The organism is Mesorhizobium japonicum MAFF 303099 (assembly GCF_000009625.1).
In the GTDB taxonomy this organism is placed as follows: Bacteria; Pseudomonadota; Alphaproteobacteria; order Rhizobiales; family Rhizobiaceae; genus Mesorhizobium; species Mesorhizobium japonicum.
Genome location: NC_002678.2, coordinates 2,943,984 through 2,960,384, shown reverse-complemented (window position 1 = coordinate 2,960,384; position 16,401 = coordinate 2,943,984). Strand labels below are relative to the sequence as shown.

The 16,401-nt window shown below is 62.9% G+C and carries 15 protein-coding genes; 7 read left to right on the top strand and 8 right to left on the bottom strand.

The window, feature by feature from the left end; translation table 11 throughout:
- Positions 1-60: 60 nt before the first annotated feature.
- Positions 61-882, bottom strand: a complete 822-nt coding sequence (locus tag MAFF_RS15460) for an ABC transporter permease (RefSeq protein ID WP_010911859.1) — start codon at positions 880-882, stop codon at positions 61-63.
- Positions 879-1,796, bottom strand: coding sequence for an ABC transporter permease (locus MAFF_RS15455; protein WP_032931941.1), 918 nt, complete (start codon positions 1,794-1,796; stop codon positions 879-881). Before MAFF_RS15455 ends, MAFF_RS15460 begins: the two co-directional genes overlap by 4 nt.
- On the opposite strand from MAFF_RS15455, the gene MAFF_RS41435 reads away from it, so the two are divergent.
- The gene (locus tag MAFF_RS41435; protein WP_080511867.1) at positions 1,759-1,890 is read left to right on the top strand and encodes a pentapeptide repeat-containing protein; all 132 of its coding nucleotides are present in this window, start codon (positions 1,759-1,761) and stop codon (positions 1,888-1,890) included. The genes MAFF_RS15455 and MAFF_RS41435 overlap by 38 nt on opposite strands.
- A gap of 301 nt (positions 1,891-2,191) precedes the next feature.
- A complete protein-coding gene (locus MAFF_RS15450; RefSeq protein WP_010911857.1) occupies positions 2,192-3,610 on the top strand; it encodes an aminotransferase in 1,419 nt (472 codons plus the stop codon).
- A gap of 37 nt (positions 3,611-3,647) precedes the next feature.
- On the opposite strand, the gene MAFF_RS15445 is transcribed toward MAFF_RS15450, so the two are convergent.
- Positions 3,648-4,850 carry an aromatic ring-hydroxylating oxygenase subunit alpha gene (locus MAFF_RS15445; RefSeq protein ID WP_010911856.1) on the bottom strand — a complete coding sequence of 401 codons (1,203 nt, stop codon included), beginning with the start codon at positions 4,848-4,850 and terminating at the stop codon, positions 3,648-3,650.
- A gap of 491 nt (positions 4,851-5,341) precedes the next feature.
- On the opposite strand from MAFF_RS15445, the gene MAFF_RS15440 reads away from it, so the two are divergent.
- Entirely contained in the window at positions 5,342-5,752 is a 411-nt protein-coding gene (locus MAFF_RS15440; RefSeq protein ID WP_010911855.1) for a hypothetical protein, read from the top strand.
- Between the two features lie 242 nt (positions 5,753-5,994).
- Here the strand turns inward: MAFF_RS15440 and MAFF_RS15435 are convergent, their stop codons facing one another.
- Together MAFF_RS15435 and MAFF_RS15430 are read right to left on the bottom strand one after the other, a co-directional pair.
- Positions 5,995-8,082 (bottom strand): ATP-binding protein, encoded by a 2,088-nt coding sequence (locus tag MAFF_RS15435; protein WP_044548367.1) that lies wholly within the window; start codon positions 8,080-8,082, stop codon positions 5,995-5,997.
- Between the two features lie 94 nt (positions 8,083-8,176).
- Positions 8,177-8,950, bottom strand: a complete 774-nt coding sequence (locus MAFF_RS15430) for a response regulator (RefSeq protein ID WP_169627214.1) — start codon at positions 8,948-8,950, stop codon at positions 8,177-8,179.
- Positions 8,951-8,995: 45 nt separating this feature from the next.
- Between MAFF_RS15430 and MAFF_RS15425 the strand changes: the two genes are divergently transcribed.
- Complete coding sequence (locus MAFF_RS15425) at positions 8,996-9,697, top strand: response regulator transcription factor (protein WP_010911852.1); 702 nt, start codon at positions 8,996-8,998, stop codon at positions 9,695-9,697.
- Between the two features lie 67 nt (positions 9,698-9,764).
- Here the strand turns inward: MAFF_RS15425 and MAFF_RS40025 are convergent, their stop codons facing one another.
- Entirely contained in the window at positions 9,765-9,932 is a 168-nt protein-coding gene (locus MAFF_RS40025) for a hypothetical protein (protein ID WP_010911851.1), read from the bottom strand.
- Between the two features lie 193 nt (positions 9,933-10,125).
- Between MAFF_RS40025 and MAFF_RS39765 the strand changes: the two genes are divergently transcribed.
- Positions 10,126-10,422 carry a hypothetical protein gene (locus tag MAFF_RS39765; protein ID WP_044548366.1) on the top strand — a complete coding sequence of 99 codons (297 nt, stop codon included), beginning with the start codon at positions 10,126-10,128 and terminating at the stop codon, positions 10,420-10,422.
- A 231-nt stretch (positions 10,423-10,653) separates the two neighbouring features.
- The gene (locus tag MAFF_RS15415; protein ID WP_010911848.1) at positions 10,654-11,109 is read left to right on the top strand and encodes a L,D-transpeptidase; all 456 of its coding nucleotides are present in this window, start codon (positions 10,654-10,656) and stop codon (positions 11,107-11,109) included.
- Between the two features lie 124 nt (positions 11,110-11,233).
- Here the strand turns inward: MAFF_RS15415 and MAFF_RS15410 are convergent, their stop codons facing one another.
- Positions 11,234-14,317, bottom strand: a complete 3,084-nt coding sequence (locus tag MAFF_RS15410) for an efflux RND transporter permease subunit (RefSeq protein WP_010911847.1) — start codon at positions 14,315-14,317, stop codon at positions 11,234-11,236.
- Positions 14,314-15,660: an efflux RND transporter periplasmic adaptor subunit gene (locus tag MAFF_RS15405; protein ID WP_044548365.1), complete on the bottom strand. Its 1,347-nt coding sequence runs from the start codon at positions 15,658-15,660 to the stop codon at positions 14,314-14,316. The genes MAFF_RS15410 and MAFF_RS15405 overlap by 4 nt, the downstream gene beginning before the upstream one ends.
- A gap of 145 nt (positions 15,661-15,805) precedes the next feature.
- Here MAFF_RS15405 and MAFF_RS15400 point away from each other — a divergent pair, with 145 nt between their 5' ends.
- Positions 15,806-16,375, top strand: a complete 570-nt coding sequence (locus tag MAFF_RS15400) for a TetR/AcrR family transcriptional regulator (RefSeq protein ID WP_010911845.1) — start codon at positions 15,806-15,808, stop codon at positions 16,373-16,375.
- The last annotated feature ends 26 nt before the right edge of the window (positions 16,376-16,401 follow it).

The window sequence follows — 16,401 nt, the reverse complement described above, 5'->3', positions numbered from 1 at the left end:
CGATCGGATTGGGCCCGGTCAGACTGGGCCTGGTCAGATTGGGGGCGCTCGATCGGCTGTTCAGGCATAGAGGCCTCCCTCGTTCTGGGTGCGTCTGGCCGCGCGGCGGCGCAGGATTTCGGCGATTGTCATCAACAGGAAAGAGGCAACCAGAAGCAGCGTGCCCAGTGCCAGCACGCCGGGCAGTTTCGAGGCGAAACGCAACTGGCCCCAGATGTAGATCGGCAGCGTCGCTTCGGTGCCGGTCAGGAAGAAGGCGATGATGAACTCGTCGAGCGAGATGGTGAAGCAGACGAGCAGGCTGGAGATGATGGCCGGCGCCACCATCGGCAGCGTCACACGGCGGAAGGTGCCGAAGGCGCTTTCGCCGAGATCGGCGGAAGCTTCCTCGAGGCTGCGGTCGAAGCCTTCGAAACCGGAGGTCAGCACCGTCATCGAATAGGGGATGCAGACCAGCACGTGGCCCAGCACGACGGTGAACAGCGAGAGGCTGAGGCCCAGCTGTAGCATCACCAGCAGCATCGAGATGGCGACGATCACCTCGGGCAGCACCAATGGCGCCATGATCAGGCCGTTGATGGTGCGGCGGCCGGGATAGCGGTAGCGGGTGATCGAACGGGCGGCGAGGATGCCGAGCACGGTGGCCAGAACCGAGGCGCAGACGCCGACTTTCAGGCTGTTCCAGGCGGCGTCGAGCAGAGCCGGCGTGTGCGGCAGGTCCGCATACCATTGCAAGGTGAAGCCGGTGAGCGGGAATTTCGGCGTCGGCGCCGTGTTGATCGAGAAGATCGGCAGGAAGATCACGGGCAGATAGAGGAAGACGATATAGAGGAACGCATAGACGGACAGCCAGCCGCCCGACAGGAAACCCCGCACCCTCATCGTGCCAGCCTCTGCAGTGCGCGGATGATCAGAACCGTGGCGCCGGCCATCAGGGTGACGATCAGCATGGTGGTGACGGAAAGCGCGGCACCCAGCGGCCAGTTGGCGGCCTTGCCGAACTGCGCCTGGATGGCGTTGGCGATCATGACGCCGTCCTTACCGCCGACCAGCTTCGGCGTGACATAGTCGCCGACGGTCGGGATCATGACGATCAGCGCCGCCGAGATGACTCCCGGCGCCGACAGCGGCAAGGTCACGCGCAGAAATGAGCGCAAGGGGCCATCGCCGAGATCGGTGGCTGCCTCGACCAGCGTGCGGTCGACCTTTTCCAGCGAGACGAAGATCGGCAGGATGGCGAAGGCCGCCCAGGCATGGGTCAGCGTGATGATGACGGCGCTCGAATTGTAGAGTAGCGCCGTCGACGGCTCGTCGATGATGCCGAGGCCCATCAGGCCGGAATTGAGCACGCCATTATAGCCGAGGATGACCTTCCACGACATGACGCGCAAGAGATAGCTGGTCCAGAACGGGATGGTGATGAGGAACAGCCACAGGCTCTTGTGACGGCCGCCATGGAAGGAAATGAAGTAGGCGATCGGGTAGGCGAGGATGACAGTGAACAGGCTGACGGTCAGCGAGATGTAGAGCGAGCGCCACAACAGATCGCGATAGATCGGCTCGGTCAGCGCCACGCGATAGTTTTCCAGCGTGAAGGTGCGGTCGATGGTCAGGTAGTGCTGGGTCCAGAAGGAGTGGGCGATGACCACCAGGATCGGCAGGACCAGCAGGATGAGGGCGTAGAGAAAGGTCGGGCTGATCAGGGCAAAGCCCTGGACGGGTTCGGATTGCAGAAGGGCATTTCGTCTGGCCCGCGTCATGCGCAACGGGGGCGACCCTTCCACTGCCGCCGTCATTGCCAGCCTCCGGGGGGCCAGCCTCCGGGGGGCCAGACTCCGGCGGGCAAGACTCCGGCGGGCAAGACTCCGGCGGGCAAGGCTCCGGGCGTAATCTCGGTTGCTGGCCTGGACTGTTCCGCCATGCGGCATCCCATTGTGCTGACGCCGGCTGTTTGTTCCCACTTATCCTTGGAACGCGATCGAACGCAAAACCGGTGACCACTTTTGCTGGTCGCGTTCCTAGCTTGCCGGCTTTCTTTCATCATGCGCGCATCCGTGGATTGAAATCAAGCGCTATTTCTGAGATATTGATTGAATGGACATTCAAAATTAGGTGAAGAAAGCCGGCATTTCCGGCCATTGCCGCCGAATTTGAGGTCCAAGAAATAATCGACAGAGATGTGGAGACGACAATGGCTGCGGTGAGAGACCTGAAGGCGACCGAAATGGCAGCGTCCGGCGGTGACGATGCCATTGAACTGGGCAAGCGCCATCTCATCCAGCCCTGGCCTTATGCCGGTTCCGTCGGTGCCGAAGCCCGCGCGCTGATTGGCGAAGGCGACGGCATATACATCACCGACAACACCGGCAAGCGGCTGATCGACGGGCCTGCCGGCATGTGGTGCGTCAATGTCGGCCACCGCCGCGAGGAACTGGCCAGGGTGATGTACGACCAGGCGATGGCGCTGTCCTACAACACGCCCTGGTACACGATGAACGCGCCGTCGGCCGAACTTGCCATGCGTATCGCCGGCCATGCGCCTGATGATCTCAGCCATGTCTTCTATACGACCGGCGGCTCTTCGGCCGTGGAGACGGCGCTGCGCTTCATGCAGTTCTACAACAATGTGCGCGGCCGGCCGGAAAAGAAGCTGATCCTGTCGCGCGGCGGCGCCTATCATGGCTCAACCTATCTATCGGCCTCGCTCAATGGCCGCCCGCGCGACCGCGACTGGATGGACGGCGCCGACGAGCTGGTGATCAAACTGTCCTCTCCCGATCCGTTCCGCCGCCCGCAAGGCATGAGCCTTGCCGCCTTCACCGACTTCCTCGTCGACCAGTTCCGCGACACGGTCGCCCGTGTCGGCGCAGACAAAATCGGCGCTTTCGTCGGCGAGCCGGTGCAAGCATCGGGAGGCGTCGTGATCCCGCCCGACGGCTATCTCAAGCGCATCCGCGAGATCTGCCGCGTCAACGATATCCTCTACGTCTCCGACGAGGTGGTGACGGGCTTCGGCCGGCTTGGCCATGTCTTCGCCTCGGGTGACGTGTTCGGCATCGATCCCGACATGATCACCTTCGCCAAGGGCGTCACCTCAGGCTATTTCCCGCTCGGCGGCGTCATCATCTCGGAACGGCTGCTGCAGGAGTTGCGCCGTTCGAACCATCCCGATGCGATGTTCGGCCATGGCTTGACCTATACCAGCCATCCCGTCGGCTGTGCCGTGGCGCTGAAAAACCTCGACCTGCTGGAAGAGAGCGTGCTTGCCCATACGCAGGCGGTCGCGCCCTATTTCCAGGCGCAGCTGAAGACGCTGGAAGAGCTGCCGCTGGTCGGCGAGGTGCGCGGCGCCGGGCTGATGGGCTGCGTCGAATGCGTCGCCGACCGCGAAAGCAAGAACCCGCTGCAGCTCGACAAGGATGTCGGCAAACGCATCGACGCCCACTGCCATGAGCTCGGCCTGCTGGTACGGCCACTGATCAACATGTGCGTGATGTCGCCGCCGCTGATCATCACGCGCGAGCAGATCGACGACATGGTCGGCATTTTGCGCGAAGGCATTTCGCGGACCATGGATGATCTGTGGAAAGAGGGCGTGTGGCGGGGGTAACATCATTCCTTCTCCCCGTTTCACGGGGAGAAGGAAGCTACGACCGCGACCTCAGCGCGTCGTTCAAATTCCACATGTCCTTCTCCTCCGGCGCCGTCTCAAGGCCCAGCACGGGCAGCATCTTGCGCAGATGGTCGTGATGGGTGCGCACGCCATATTCGAGGTCGGAGAGGTAAAAACCCTCGAAGGCTTCTGACAGCATGGATTCGTTCGACCACACCGACAGCTGGACATCTTCCGACATGGTGTCGCGGTCGATGCGGAAGGAGAGGTAGCGGGCGGCGGCCTGTTCGCGGCTTTCGTCGCGGTAACGGTAGATGGCGCCGCGCAGCAGGGTCTCGCCCGTCGACAGCGGAAACTCCTGATAGAACTGCACCGATTCCGGCATCACCGAAATGACCGCGTTGGGGAAGATGCCGTAATAGCCCCAGGCCTTCTTCAGATGGTCCGGCAGATGCGTCGGCTCTGGCGCGATCTTGACGTAGTTCTTGACGCTCCAGCGGCGGCCGGCATGCGGGTTGTAGGTGGCAAAGGAGCGCGACACGCCGTTGATGAAGGGCTCGTCGAAATAGGTCGCGCCATAAAGGTCCTGCAGGGCAGGATGCGCCATGGCGACGTGATAGCCCTCATTGTCGACATCGCGCACCGACTTCCAGTTGACCGGTGTCTTCTGGGTCCAGATGCCCCAGGACGGCACCATGTCGGCGGCCTTGTAATGCGCGAATTCGGGCTCGATCGGCTTCATCAGCTCGGCGACCGAAGGCTGCGGCCCGCCATTGCGGAAACGGATGAAGATGAAGCCCATCCAGACTTCGAGATCGAGCTGCATCAGGCCGAACTCGGTCTTGTCGAGATCGGGGAAGGAGCGCGGGCGCGCGGCGCCGCGCAGCGTGCCGTCGAGATTGTAGACCCAGCCATGGAACGGGCACACCAGCGCGTTCTTGCAATTGCCCTGGCTGTCGGCGACGACACGGCTGCCGCGGTGGCGGCACATATTGTTGAAACCGCGCACGACGCCGTCCTTGCCGCGCACGATCAAAGCGCGTTCGCCGACCACATCCATGGTCAGATAATCGCCGGCGTTCGGGATGTCGGAGACATGGCCGACGATCTGCCAGTGGTTGCGAAAGACATGCTCCTTCTCGAGCTCGAGAAGGGCATCGGAATGGTAACTCCAGCCCGGTAGTCCCCGCCGGTCCCAATCGTTGGGGATCGCCACGTCACGGAGGTGCGGGTTCATAAAACGTCTCTTCTTTTTGTTGAATAATCATTCAATAAAATCATATTTTGCATTGAAATGCAATGGCTTGTGGAAATAGCAAGAATTTTTGGACGGAGTCCAGGCATCGTTCTTGGCTGAATTCGATGCTGCGGATGCCCGAGAAAACCGCGGAGAATCCGGGTGTTAGCTCCGGTTTCCGAAACGCCATTTCAGCGTGATTTGGCAAAGCGCACGGCTGCAGAATAAGTCACCTTGCCGGTGGCAAAACGCTCGCCGCGCCGCGGCCGATCTGCTGTTCGGCAGGCGCTTGGATTGGGCGGCCCGGCGGAGTCGGGGCTGAGGTTGCTTGTATCGGTGGAAGGCGAGTGGGCTGACCGATTATGCCCGGTTTTGCCCGATATCCTCGTTTCAATATGGTTACATTACCAGAGCTACACCAATTTTGTGCTGTTACAAAGTGCGATTAAGTTCGTTTCATCATTAAAAGAAACGCAGCGAAGGGGAAGGCAATGCATGCGAAAGTCGAGATCATCACCAGCGAACACCGCCTCCAGGCTCCGGAGCGCGCTGACCGCCGCCCGAAACTGGCGCTACGCCAACGCGCCAGCGATCACCCCATGGCCATGTTCATGGGGCTGGCTGCTTGCGCCGTCATCGGCATGGCGCTCACGCCGACAGTCGGGCCGGCCTTCGCCTCGCTGAATCCGCCGGCCAATGTGCTCGATGGGGCGCCAACGACAATCAAGACCGCTCGCCTGCCGATGACGGCGCTCGACTTTGCCTGCAAGGGGCAGGCATGGGGCGCCGAGAGCGTCGATTGCCTGCGCGCCATCGCCGAACAGTCCGGGACGCACAAGGCCCGCGCGATCCGCATGATCGCCAATGCCGCGCCGCTGACCAACACGCCAAACATTTTCTGATTTCCGTCGAAGCGTGATCCCGGAACCGTTCCCTTTCGGGATCCTGCTCTGACCTCCCCGAGCGCTCCTCCAGCGCTCCATTGAGCTCCCGCCGCACAGTCGGCCGGGAGCTTCTTTTTTAGCAATTCCAGGAAAAGTGTGAGCGGTTTTTCCCCGGGAAAAGCGCGTAGCGCTTTCCTTGGGAATTGCGTCAAAACAAAGAGTTAGAGCCGTTCGCCGTTTCAGTGAAACGGTCAACTGCTCTAGCCCTTCAACGCGGCCTGCTCAGCAATGGATGAAAGCACGCTGCGCACGTCCAGCGTGCTGAACGGCTTTTCCAGGATCTGCGGCCGCTGCTGCGCCGGCAAGGCTTCGATTTCCGCCTTGGCGCCGATGAGATCGCCGGTGACCAGCACGAAACGCCGTGCCAGTTCGGGCCGCTCGGCAAGCAGCTCGCGGTAGATGGCCATGCCTGATGTGCCGGGCATGCGCAGGTCCGAAAAGACGATGTCGGGCGGTATGTGGCCGCTCAAGGTGGCGGCGCCCGATTCCCACACCGGCGCGATGCGCGACTTGATGCCCATCAATTCGAGAATGTCGGACAAGGAGCCCGCGACATCAGGCTCGTCGTCGATGATCAAGGCATGACGCAGGCCGCTCGAGCGTGGCTGGCTTTCGCCGGCAGCGGCGATGCCCGTCGAAATGGGCGGCAACTGGACAACGAAACGCGCGCCTCGGGGCTCCACTTCCTCGAACCAGACATTGCCATTGTGCCGCTCGATGATCGATTTCGAGATCGACAGGCCGATGCCGGTGCCCACACCAACCGGCTTGGTGGTGAAGTAGGATTCGAAGATGCGGTTGCGGATCGCTTCGGGAATGCCAGGCCCGTTGTCCTCGACCGAGAAGCAGGGATTGTCGCGATCGCTGCGGAAGGTCCGCACCTTGATCAGCCGGTCGCCGGCAATGCCTGCCAGCGCGTGCTGGCTGTTGATGAGGAAATTGGCCGCCACCTGCGTCACGTGGTCGGCGTCCGCCATGGCCAGCAGCGGACCGGGCGCGAAATCGGTGTCGATGATGATGCCGCTCGAGCGTGCGCCATAGGCGGTCACCTCAAGGGCAGCGCGGATCACCTGGTTGAGATCGGTCTCGGCCTGGGCCGCGGGATGAAGCCGGACCATCGACAGGAAGCTCTTGACGATGCGGCCGCAACGCTCGGCCGCGGCACGCACCTTCTCGGCGCGGACCTTGGTCTGCGGGTCGGAGGCGAATTCGTGCAGCAGCGTCGATTGCGCGACCACCACCGCCAGCGGGTTGTTGAGCTCGTGCGAAACGCCGGCAAGCAGCGAGCCCATCGCCGCCATCTTCTCGTTCTGGTGCAGCTTCTCGCGCTGCCGGTTGATCTCTTCCTCTGCGCGCAGCCTGTCGCGCAGGTCGCGGATCGAGCCGAAGATCAGGCGGCGGTCGGCGACGCGCATCTCGGTCGCCGTCAGCTCGATCGGAAACACCTCGCCGGCGGCATTCTGCGTCACGGTCTCGAGCCTTTGGCCGACCATCGGCGCACCGCGGCCCGACATGTAGTCGGCGCCCGAGGAATAGCCCTTGCGGTAGTATTCCGGCACGACGGTGTCGAGCAGGTCCTTGCCGAGGATATCGCTGCGCTGGAAGCCGAACATCTTTTCGGCGGCAGGATTGAATTCGATGATCGATCCGGCCTCGTCGATGACGATGATGGCGTCGAGGGAAGCCTGCAGCATGGTGCGGCGGATCACTTCGCTGGCATGGGCGTCGGAGGGCGAGTGTTCGATGGCGTCGCCGATGGCGAGCGCGATGATGTGCAGCGTCGCCTCTTCCTCGTCGGTCCATTCGCGCTCGTCGACGCAGTCATTGACGGCGAGCGTGCCCCACAGATGGCCATGGGCGAAGACCGACACCGACAGGAACGACTTGATGTTCTGCTTTTCGAAATCGGTTCTCAGGAACCCTTCGAGATTGCGCGTATGCCCGGCAAAGATCTTGCCCTGCCGTTCGTCCTCGGCGACGCGCTCCAGCAGCGGATCCGAATTGACGATCGACTGCACAATGACGGTCGGCGAGGCCAGTTCGCCGCCAAAGTCGGGATCGATCCAGTAGGCGGCAACCGACTGGGCAAAACCCTGGCCCGGCAGTTCGCGCAAGCGGAACAGGATGCCGCGCTGGCATTCGATGGCCCGGCAAAGGGTTTCCAGTATGCCGACCATCTCGCGCTGCCAGTCGCCGGCCTCGCGCAGCCGGCGAACGACGCGCACGGCCGCCATCGCCGCGCCCTGCCTGAAACCCTGCATATCCCTGCTTGTTGCTTCGCCCGTCATTTTCAGCCGTTATTCCAAAGTCACGTCAATCCGATCGGCCCAGTCGATCGGCGAACAACGGCTGTGAACCTGTGACCCCTACAGGCCCTCGCGCTCAGTTGCTGTCGCCGGTCGGCAGCGAGAAGATATAGCCTTCGCCGCGCACCGTGCGCAGGAATTTCGGGTTGGCCGGATCGGCCTCGATTTTCTTGCGCAGGCGCATGATGCGGATGTCGACGGCGCGCGACGATTCCGGATCCTCGGTGAAGCCGATCGCCTCCGAGATCGCGGCGCGGGTCAGCAGCCGGTTGGCGCGGGTCAGGAAAACCTCCAGCACGTCGAATTCGCTCTTGGCCATGTCGATCACGGTGCCGTTGGCGCCGGTGACCAGCCTGCCGTCGAGATCGGCCTGGAACGGGCCGAAGGTGACGGAACGGCGGTCCGTCCTGGTCTTCCTGTCGAGCAGTTCGGTCGGCTGCGGAACGCGCCGCAGCACGCTGCGCACCCTCGCCAGCACTTCGCGCAGTTCGTATGGCTTGACGATATAGTCGTCGGCTCCGAGCTCCAGCCCGACGATGCGGTCGAGCGCCGTGCCGGCGGCGGTCGCGTAGATGATGCCGATCGGCATTCTCGAGCGCAGCCAGCGGCCGAGCGACAGCCCGTCCTCGCCGGGCATGGCGATGTCGAGAATGGCCAGATGGAAGGCTTGGGTCTCGATCAGGCTGCGCGCGGCGGCGGCCGTTTCGGCGGTCGCCACATCATAGCCGGCGGCGCCGAGATATTCGGCAACCGCGTCCCTCAGGTCGGGCTCGTCCTCGACGATCACTATTCTTGCCCGCACGATGCTCTCGCTCCCACTTTCAGTGGAAAGTAGATTGGGTATAAACATCATGTCCAGCACTCATATCCGGTTGCAAGGGAACGGTTGGAAAACATGGCTGCACGAGCCGTCATTGCGCTTGTTTCCGTCGCCGACGTGGTCGCGACCGAACTTGCCGACCATCTCGAGCGGCGTGGCCATGATGTGCGCCAGGCGCGGCAGCCCTGGGAGGCGGAATCGCTGCTGGCGGGCGGAGGCATTGATGTCGTTGTCGTCGGTGACAGTCTCAGCCAGGCGGAAGGGCGGGATCTGCTCAGGCGTTATGGCGGCCAGGGCGAGGGCGGCCGGGACGGCCCTGATTTCATCCTGATCTGCCGGCCGTCCGATCTCGTCGACAAGGTTCTGGCGCTCGAACTGGGTGCGGCCGACGTCGTCGAAAGCCCGCTCAATGTCAGGGAGCTTGCCGCCAGGGTCGGCGGCCTGCTGTCGCGTCGTGGCAGGGGCACGCAGGAACTGATCGTGCTGGAGAACGCGACCGTCGATTTGAGATCGGCCATCGTCATGCACCGGTCCGGTACCGAGGAACAGCTTTCGCCCGGCCAGGTGGCGCTGCTCAGGCTGTTCCTGGCGAGCCCCCGCAAGGTGCTGACGCGTGACGACATCATCGCCGCGGCACCGGCCGAGAATGCCGACGCCTTCGATCGTTCGATCGATTCGCGCATCGTGCGGCTGCGCCGCAAGCTCGACACAGAGACCATCACCACCATACGTGGCGCGGGCTACCGGTTCGATCCGCCACGGCAATTCACCGACTGACGGCGGCGTACCCGGGCTATCTTTCTGGCTGAGCATCGGATTTTCCTCCTGCCGATGCTCTCGCGGTTCAGCGCACCACCAGCAGCGACGGCCCCGATGGCATGTCGCTGCTCACGACGAGTTCGTTCGCGTGAGCACGCTCCTTGAGGAGCACGGTGGCCAGGGCGGCAAAGCCAAGCAGGCCCTGCGCATAGAGCAGTGCGGAAAGCACCGAGGCGGCGAATTTCGTCTTCATTGTTCCAACTCCCAGAATTCCTCAAAAATGAATATGTCGCGGGTCGCTTCAGGAAACTCCCGAAGTGCCCGCGCCGCTCACGGAGCCCCCCGCTGCGGCGCGGGCCTTCGGTCCTCTCGGCAGCAAGTTGCCGGAGGGGCCGCGCAATGCCAGCAACCGAAGGCCAACCCGCCAGAGGTCCTTGAGCCGGGTAATGCGCAGGCTGGAAACAATCCAGACCGAGGCGGAAAACAGGGCGACGTGCAGGGTAGAGATCTCGCTCGAACTCATCGCCGCCAGCTTTGCCACCGGGCCGCCGGCAACCGTGCCGACACCGCCTGTGACTGCCGCCGCGATGCTGATCCTGAAGAGCCAGAACCGTGTGTTCGTTTTCGTTCCCATGGTCGTTGCCGTCTGCTTTCGTTACGTCAACCCTGCGTGTGGCCCGTATCCGGATCATGCCGCCCAAAGCCGCGCTCTGTTGCTGGTTGGTTTCGAGATTGGCCTCTAATCTTTCATATGGAGGTAACTCGAACTTTCGTTTTGCCGGGAATACCTATGTGCTGCATCTCGCCGCCGTCTTCGGGTGCGATCGTCGTTACGGTGATCGCTTGGCCCGTTAACCAGAGGAAACAGATTCGAAACACAAACGAGCATTTCGCGAAATCTCCTCGAAACACGCCGCAACGATAAGCCGTTCATCGAATTGGAGCCGGCCTGACCGGCAGAGAGAGGGGACATCATGCACACCACCATTTCCGCCAAGCTCATCAACATCGCCGCCGCTGCGTTCACGGGTGCAGCGCTTCTGTTCGGCGTCAACGCAGCCCATGCCGCCAACAAGATCGTGGCGCGGGTCTCGCTTTCGCAGCAGATCATGGAGGTCTCGGTCGATGGACGGCCGACCTTCGCCTGGAAGGTTTCCACCGGCGACAGGGCGCATGTGACGCCGACCGGCTCGTTCAAGCCAACGCGCATGCATGAGATGTGGTATTCGAAGAAGTACGACAACGCGCCGATGCCGCACTCCGTGTTCTTCAGCGGCGGCTACGCGGTGCACGCCACCTATGCCATCAAGCGCCTCGGCCAGCCGGCCTCGCATGGCTGCGTGCGGCTGCACCCGGACAATGCCGCCGATTTCTATCAGCTTGTCGAGACCTTCGGGCCGGCCAACACCAGCATCGTCATCGTCAAGTAGCAGGCTGAGGAACGGGCCGGCGGACTGCCGCGCAAGTCCAGGACTCCCTCCGGAATATCCCGGCGGTATCGAGCGCAGCCAAAAAAAGAGGCCGGGAATTCCCGGCCTCTTTTTTTGGCTTCTATCAGTCTGGCAATGCCGGCATCAGCCTCGGATCCGGCTTTTCCGCAAGATGCGGCAGGTCCTTGCTGGCGATGAAGGTGTAGAACATGGGCACGACGAAGAGCGTGAACATGGTGCCGACGAGAATGCCGGTGAAGATGACCAGGCCCATCGAATAGCGGGCCGCCGCACCGGCGCCGCTCGATGTGATCAGCGGTACGACGCCCAGCGCCATCGCCGCCGTCGTCATCAGGATCGGCCGCAGGCGCACCTTGGCCGAGGCGATGATGGCGTCGCGCCGCCGCATGCCATGCGCCTCGCGCTGCTGGTTGGCGAATTCGACCAGCAGGATGCCGTGCTTGGTGATCAGGCCGATCAGCGTGATCAGACCGACCTGCGTGTAGATGTTGAGCGTGCCGAGGCCGAGATTGAGCGGCACGATCGCGCCGAAGATCGACAGCGGCACCGCCATCATGATGATCAGCGGGTCGCGGAAGCTTTCAAACTGCGCCGCCAGCACCAGGTAGATGACAATGACGGCCGCTGCGAAAGCGATCAGGATGGTGTTGCCCTGTTCCTTCTCCTGCCGGGACTGGCCGGAATAGTCGATGAAGAAGGTGTCGGGCAGGCTCTCCCTGGCGATATCCTCGAGGACCTTCAACCCGTCGCCAGTGGTGACGCCGGGCAGCGGCAGCGCCGAGATGGTCGACGAATTCAGCTGATTGAACTGTTCGATCGCCGCCGGCGAGGCATTGTTGGAGATATTCACCACGGCCGACAGCGGTACCATCTCGCCCGTGACGCTGCGCACGAAATACTCGCCGAGCCTTTCGGGGTTGTCGCGGAACTGCTGCGGCACCTGGGGGATGATGTCGTAGCTGTTGGAGTCGCGGTCGAACTGCGCCACTTCGGCGCCGCCGACCAGCAGCGTCAGCGTGCGGCCGATATCGGCGATCGGCAGGTTGAGCGCGGCGGCGCGGTCGCGGTCGATGGTCACCGTCACTTGCGGCGAGTCATAAGACATCGAGTTCTGCACGACGATGAAACGGCCGGAGGCCTGGGCCTTGTTCTTGATCTGCTCGGCCGCCTTGTACACTTCCGCGGAATCGCCGGTCGAGCGCACCACCAGGGCGATCGGCAGGCCGCCACCGGAGCCCGGCAGCGTCGGCGGTGCGAAGACGAAGGCCTGCACGCCCGCCACCTTGGCGAGACGAGCCGTGATGTCGGCCTGCAGTTCCTTGGAATTGCGCTTGCGCTCCGCCCAATCCTTGAAGGCAAAACCGACGAAGGCGCTGTTCGTCGTGCCGCCGAAGGCGACCGCCGAGAATTGTGCCCGGGTTTCCGGAATATCCCTCACCAGGCCGAGCATCTGGTTCACATAGGTTTCGGTGTAATCCGATGTCGCATAGGTCGGTGCGGTCACGAGCGAGAGCAGGAAGCCCTGATCCTCTTCCGGCGCCAGCTCGCTCGAGGTCTTGGTGAACATGAAGCCGGTCACGCCGACGAGCGCCAGCACGATGATCAGCGTCAAAGGACGATAGTTCAGCGAACCGGTGACGGCACGCTCATAGACGTGCTCGACCCGCGCGAAAATGCCGTCGACAATGCGCTGGAAACGGCCTGGCGTGCCGGCCTTCAACAGGCGCGCCGACATCATCGGGGTGATGGTGACGGCGATGACGCCCGACAGCACGACCGAGCCGGCGAGCGTCACCGCGAATTCGCGGAACAGCGCGCCGGTCAGGCCGCCGGTGAAGGCCAGCGGCGCGAACACGGCGGCCAGCGTCATGGTCATGGCGACAATGGCCGACGCGATTTCGCGCATACCGCTGAACGCGGCCTGCATGGGCGTCATGTGGTCTTCTTCCATGTGGCGGTGGATGTTCTCCACCACCACGATGGCGTCATCGACCACAAGACCGATCGCCAGCACCATGGCCAGCAGCGACAGAAGGTTGATCGAATAGCCCACCGCAAACAACAGGAAGCAGACGCCGATCAACGACAGCGGAATGGTGATGATCGGCATCATCACCGAACGGAACGAGCCAAGGAACAGGAGGATGACCACGACGACGATGGCAACCGCCTCGCCGATGGTCTTGAACACCTCCTCGATCGAGGCGCTGATCTGCCCGGTCGCGTCGTAGACGACCTCGATCGTCATGCCTTTCGGCAGCGTTTCCTGGATCTGCGGCACAAGCTTGGTGAGCGCTGCCGCCGTAGTCAGCGGGTTGGCTGCCGGGGTCGGGAAGATGGCCAGGAAGGTACCAGGCTTGCCGTTGAAGCTGACCCTGGTATCGGTGTTGGCGGCGCCGAGTTCGACGCGGGCGACGTCGCGCAGCCGCACCACATTGCCGTCGGTCGAGCGCAGGGGCAGTTCGGCGAAGGCTTCCGGTGTCTGCAGCGTCGAGCGCACGCTGATCGACGAGACGACATATTCGTTCTGGGTATTGCCGGGCGCCGACAGGAAGTTGGAATTGTTGATCGCCGTCAGCACTTCCGCCGCCGTCACGCCGCGCGCTGCAAGCCTGATCGGATCTATCCAGACGCGCATCGAGTATTCCTGGGCGCCGAAGATCTGCACGTCGGCGACACCTTCGACCGTCGACATGCGGGGCCGGATGACGCGCTCGATATATTCGGTCAGCTGCTCCTTCGTCATGTTCGGATTCTGCATCGAGATGTACATCATCGCGAACTGCTGGCCGGTGCCCTTGACGATGACCGGATCCTTGGAGGCGTCCGGCAAGGTGCCGCGCACGCCCTGGACCTTGGACAGCACTTCGGTCAGCGCCACGTCGGGGTTGGAGCCAAGCTTCATCTGCACCGTCACGGTGCTGGAGGACGGACGGCTGGACGAGGTGACGTAGTCGATGTTCTCGGTCGAGGCGACGGCGCGCGCGATCGGGGCGGAAATGAAGCCCTGGATCAGGTCGGCGCTGGCGCCTGGATAGGCCGTCGTGATGGTGATCGCGGTTTCGTCAACCTTCGGATACTGCCGGATCGACAGGTTGAAGATGCCCTGGAAACCCAGGAGCAGGATCAGGCAGCCAAGGACCGTCGACAGGACGGGCCGGCGAATGAAGAGATCGGAGAAGCTCATTGCTGGTCGGCCTGCTTGTTCGCCGATTTGGTCGGGTCGATGGTGTTGTCGACATTGACGGACATGCCGTTGAAGAGGCGGTTCTGACCCGCGGTGACGATCTCGTCGCCGGCCTTCAGCCCTTCAACGATCTCGACCATGCCCTGATTGCGGCGGCCAGGCTTGACGAAGACCTGCGACAGCACCAAAGCGGGCTTGTCGCCCTCCACCGCCGGCTTGGCCGGGTCGGCAGCCGGTTTGGTGGCATCGGAAGCGGCTTTGTCCGCTGGCTTGGCCGCATCGGCGGCAGGCTTCATGGCATCAGCAGCCGGTTTCATCGCATCCGCGGGTTTGGCATCAGCCGGCTTGTCGGTGGCCGCCGCGGCTGGCTTTTCTTCCGGCCTGGCGGGCTGCGCCGGGGCCGTGCCGGCGGGTTTGGCTGGCTGCACCACGAAGATATAGTCGCCATAGAGGCTGGTGGTCAGCGCCGTCTGCGGCAGCGCCAGCACGTTCTGCTCCTCGGGCAGTTCGACACGCACCTGCACGAACTGGCCAGGGGTCAGTTTGCCGTCGGGATTGGCGACTTCCGCCCGAATGTTCACCAGCCGGCTGGACGGGTCGATCTTGGGGTCGATGCCCCGGATTTCGCCGGCAAACGGCATGTCCGCGCCGCTCAAGCCGAGCCGAACCGTCTGGCCGATCTTGAGCAGCGGCAGCTGCTGTTCGGGAATCGAGAAATCGACCCGCATCGTGTCGAGATCCTGCAGCGTTACCACGGCGGTGCCGGGCGCCATATACTGGCCGATATCGATCTTCGGAATGCCGACCGTGCCGGCGAACGGCGCCGTCAGCTGCTTCTGGTCCAGCACGGCCTGCAGCTTGGTGACCTGGGACGCCGAAGCGGAGGCCGCCGCACGTGCAGTGTCCAGCGTCGAGTCGGAGCCGACGCCACGCCTGGTCAGTTCGATGGCGCGGGTGAGCGATACCTGATCGAGCGCGGCCTGCGCCTTCTGCGCGTCGAGATCGGCGCGCTCGACGGCGTCGTCAAGCTGCAGCAGCACCGCATTGGCCGCCACTTTCTGGTTGGCATGGAAGGGGATTTCCTTGACGATGCCGGCGGTCTCGACCGTCAGGTCGACACCGCGCACGGCTCGCACCGTACCGATCGCCTCGACGCCCGGCGTCCAGCTCGACGGCTTGGCGATGGTCGTCGACACGGTCGCCGCCGGCGGCTTCATCGTGGCGAAATACTGCTTGATGCCGTTGTCGCGCAGGAAGTTGAAACCGACGATGCCGCCGACCACAATGACCAGCACAGCCAGAACGACGATGATGAGAAAGATACGGAGTATGCGCTTGAACAAGGAAGTCCCCTCAGTCGAAATCCGGCGCGAAGCGCGGACATCGGGACACATATCGACTGCGGGTCCCGATTTCAAATAGTGGCGGCTTTACTGTACCGTCTGGACGGTCTTGTCAATTGGGCCTAAGCTTGCGAAGGGAGGCGCCATGAGAGCCCAACGACCGAACTCGCGCGAGAAGATACTCGCGGCAGCGGCTGATGTTGCCCGCGAATCCGGGCCCGGCAGCCTGTCGCTGGATGCCGTCGCCAGCCGCGCCGGCGTGTCGAAGGGCGGGCTGCTCTACAATTTCCCGACCAAGGCCAAATTGATGCAAGGGCTGGTCGAAGGCTATCTGCGCGATTTCGAACAGGCGCTGGAGACCGCCGGCAGCAACGACGATGGCAGTAATCCGCTCGCCGTCTACATCAGGCTGTCGGCCGATGATTGCGAGGAAAAGCGACCCTCGGCCTCCTGGATATTTTCGGCGATCGCCGAGGATCCCGATTTCATGACGCCGATAAAGACATTCAAGCGGCAGCTGTTCGAACGGCTGAAGGGCGAAACGTCAAACCTCAAATCGCTGCTGGTGTGTTATCTTGCCATCGAGGGGCTGCGCAGCATGAACCTCTTCGATTCCGACGTGCTGTCCAAGGACGAACGGCAACTGCTGGTAGCGTCCCTGCTGGAAATCGCCGGATCACCCGATGCCGAGCATGCCTCCGGGACGCAATCCTGAAGGCCTTCAGCCGGCAGGCGCCGGTT

Bases quoted from the DNA above. Each gene is read 5' to 3' on its own strand.
- MAFF_RS15460 (WP_010911859.1), bottom strand. From the start codon at position 882: ATGAGGGTGCGGGGTTTCCTGTCGGGCGGCTGGCTGTCCGTCTATGCG.
- MAFF_RS41435 (WP_080511867.1), top strand. From the start codon at position 1,759: ATGCGCAACGGGGGCGACCCTTCCACTGCCGCCGTCATTGCCAGCCTC.
- MAFF_RS15455 (WP_032931941.1), bottom strand. From the start codon at position 1,796: ATGACGGCGGCAGTGGAAGGGTCGCCCCCGTTGCGCATGACGCGGGCC.
- MAFF_RS15450 (WP_010911857.1), top strand. From the start codon at position 2,192: ATGGCTGCGGTGAGAGACCTGAAGGCGACCGAAATGGCAGCGTCCGGC.
- MAFF_RS15445 (WP_010911856.1), bottom strand. From the start codon at position 4,850: ATGAACCCGCACCTCCGTGACGTGGCGATCCCCAACGATTGGGACCGG.
- MAFF_RS15440 (WP_010911855.1), top strand. From the start codon at position 5,342: ATGCATGCGAAAGTCGAGATCATCACCAGCGAACACCGCCTCCAGGCT.
- MAFF_RS15435 (WP_044548367.1), bottom strand. From the start codon at position 8,082: ATGACGGGCGAAGCAACAAGCAGGGATATGCAGGGTTTCAGGCAGGGC.
- MAFF_RS15430 (WP_169627214.1), bottom strand. From the start codon at position 8,950: ATGTTTATACCCAATCTACTTTCCACTGAAAGTGGGAGCGAGAGCATC.
- MAFF_RS15425 (WP_010911852.1), top strand. From the start codon at position 8,996: ATGGCTGCACGAGCCGTCATTGCGCTTGTTTCCGTCGCCGACGTGGTC.
- MAFF_RS40025 (WP_010911851.1), bottom strand. From the start codon at position 9,932: ATGAAGACGAAATTCGCCGCCTCGGTGCTTTCCGCACTGCTCTATGCG.
- MAFF_RS39765 (WP_044548366.1), top strand. From the start codon at position 10,126: ATGCGCAGGCTGGAAACAATCCAGACCGAGGCGGAAAACAGGGCGACG.
- MAFF_RS15415 (WP_010911848.1), top strand. From the start codon at position 10,654: ATGCACACCACCATTTCCGCCAAGCTCATCAACATCGCCGCCGCTGCG.
- MAFF_RS15410 (WP_010911847.1), bottom strand. From the start codon at position 14,317: ATGAGCTTCTCCGATCTCTTCATTCGCCGGCCCGTCCTGTCGACGGTC.
- MAFF_RS15400 (WP_010911845.1), top strand. From the start codon at position 15,806: ATGAGAGCCCAACGACCGAACTCGCGCGAGAAGATACTCGCGGCAGCG.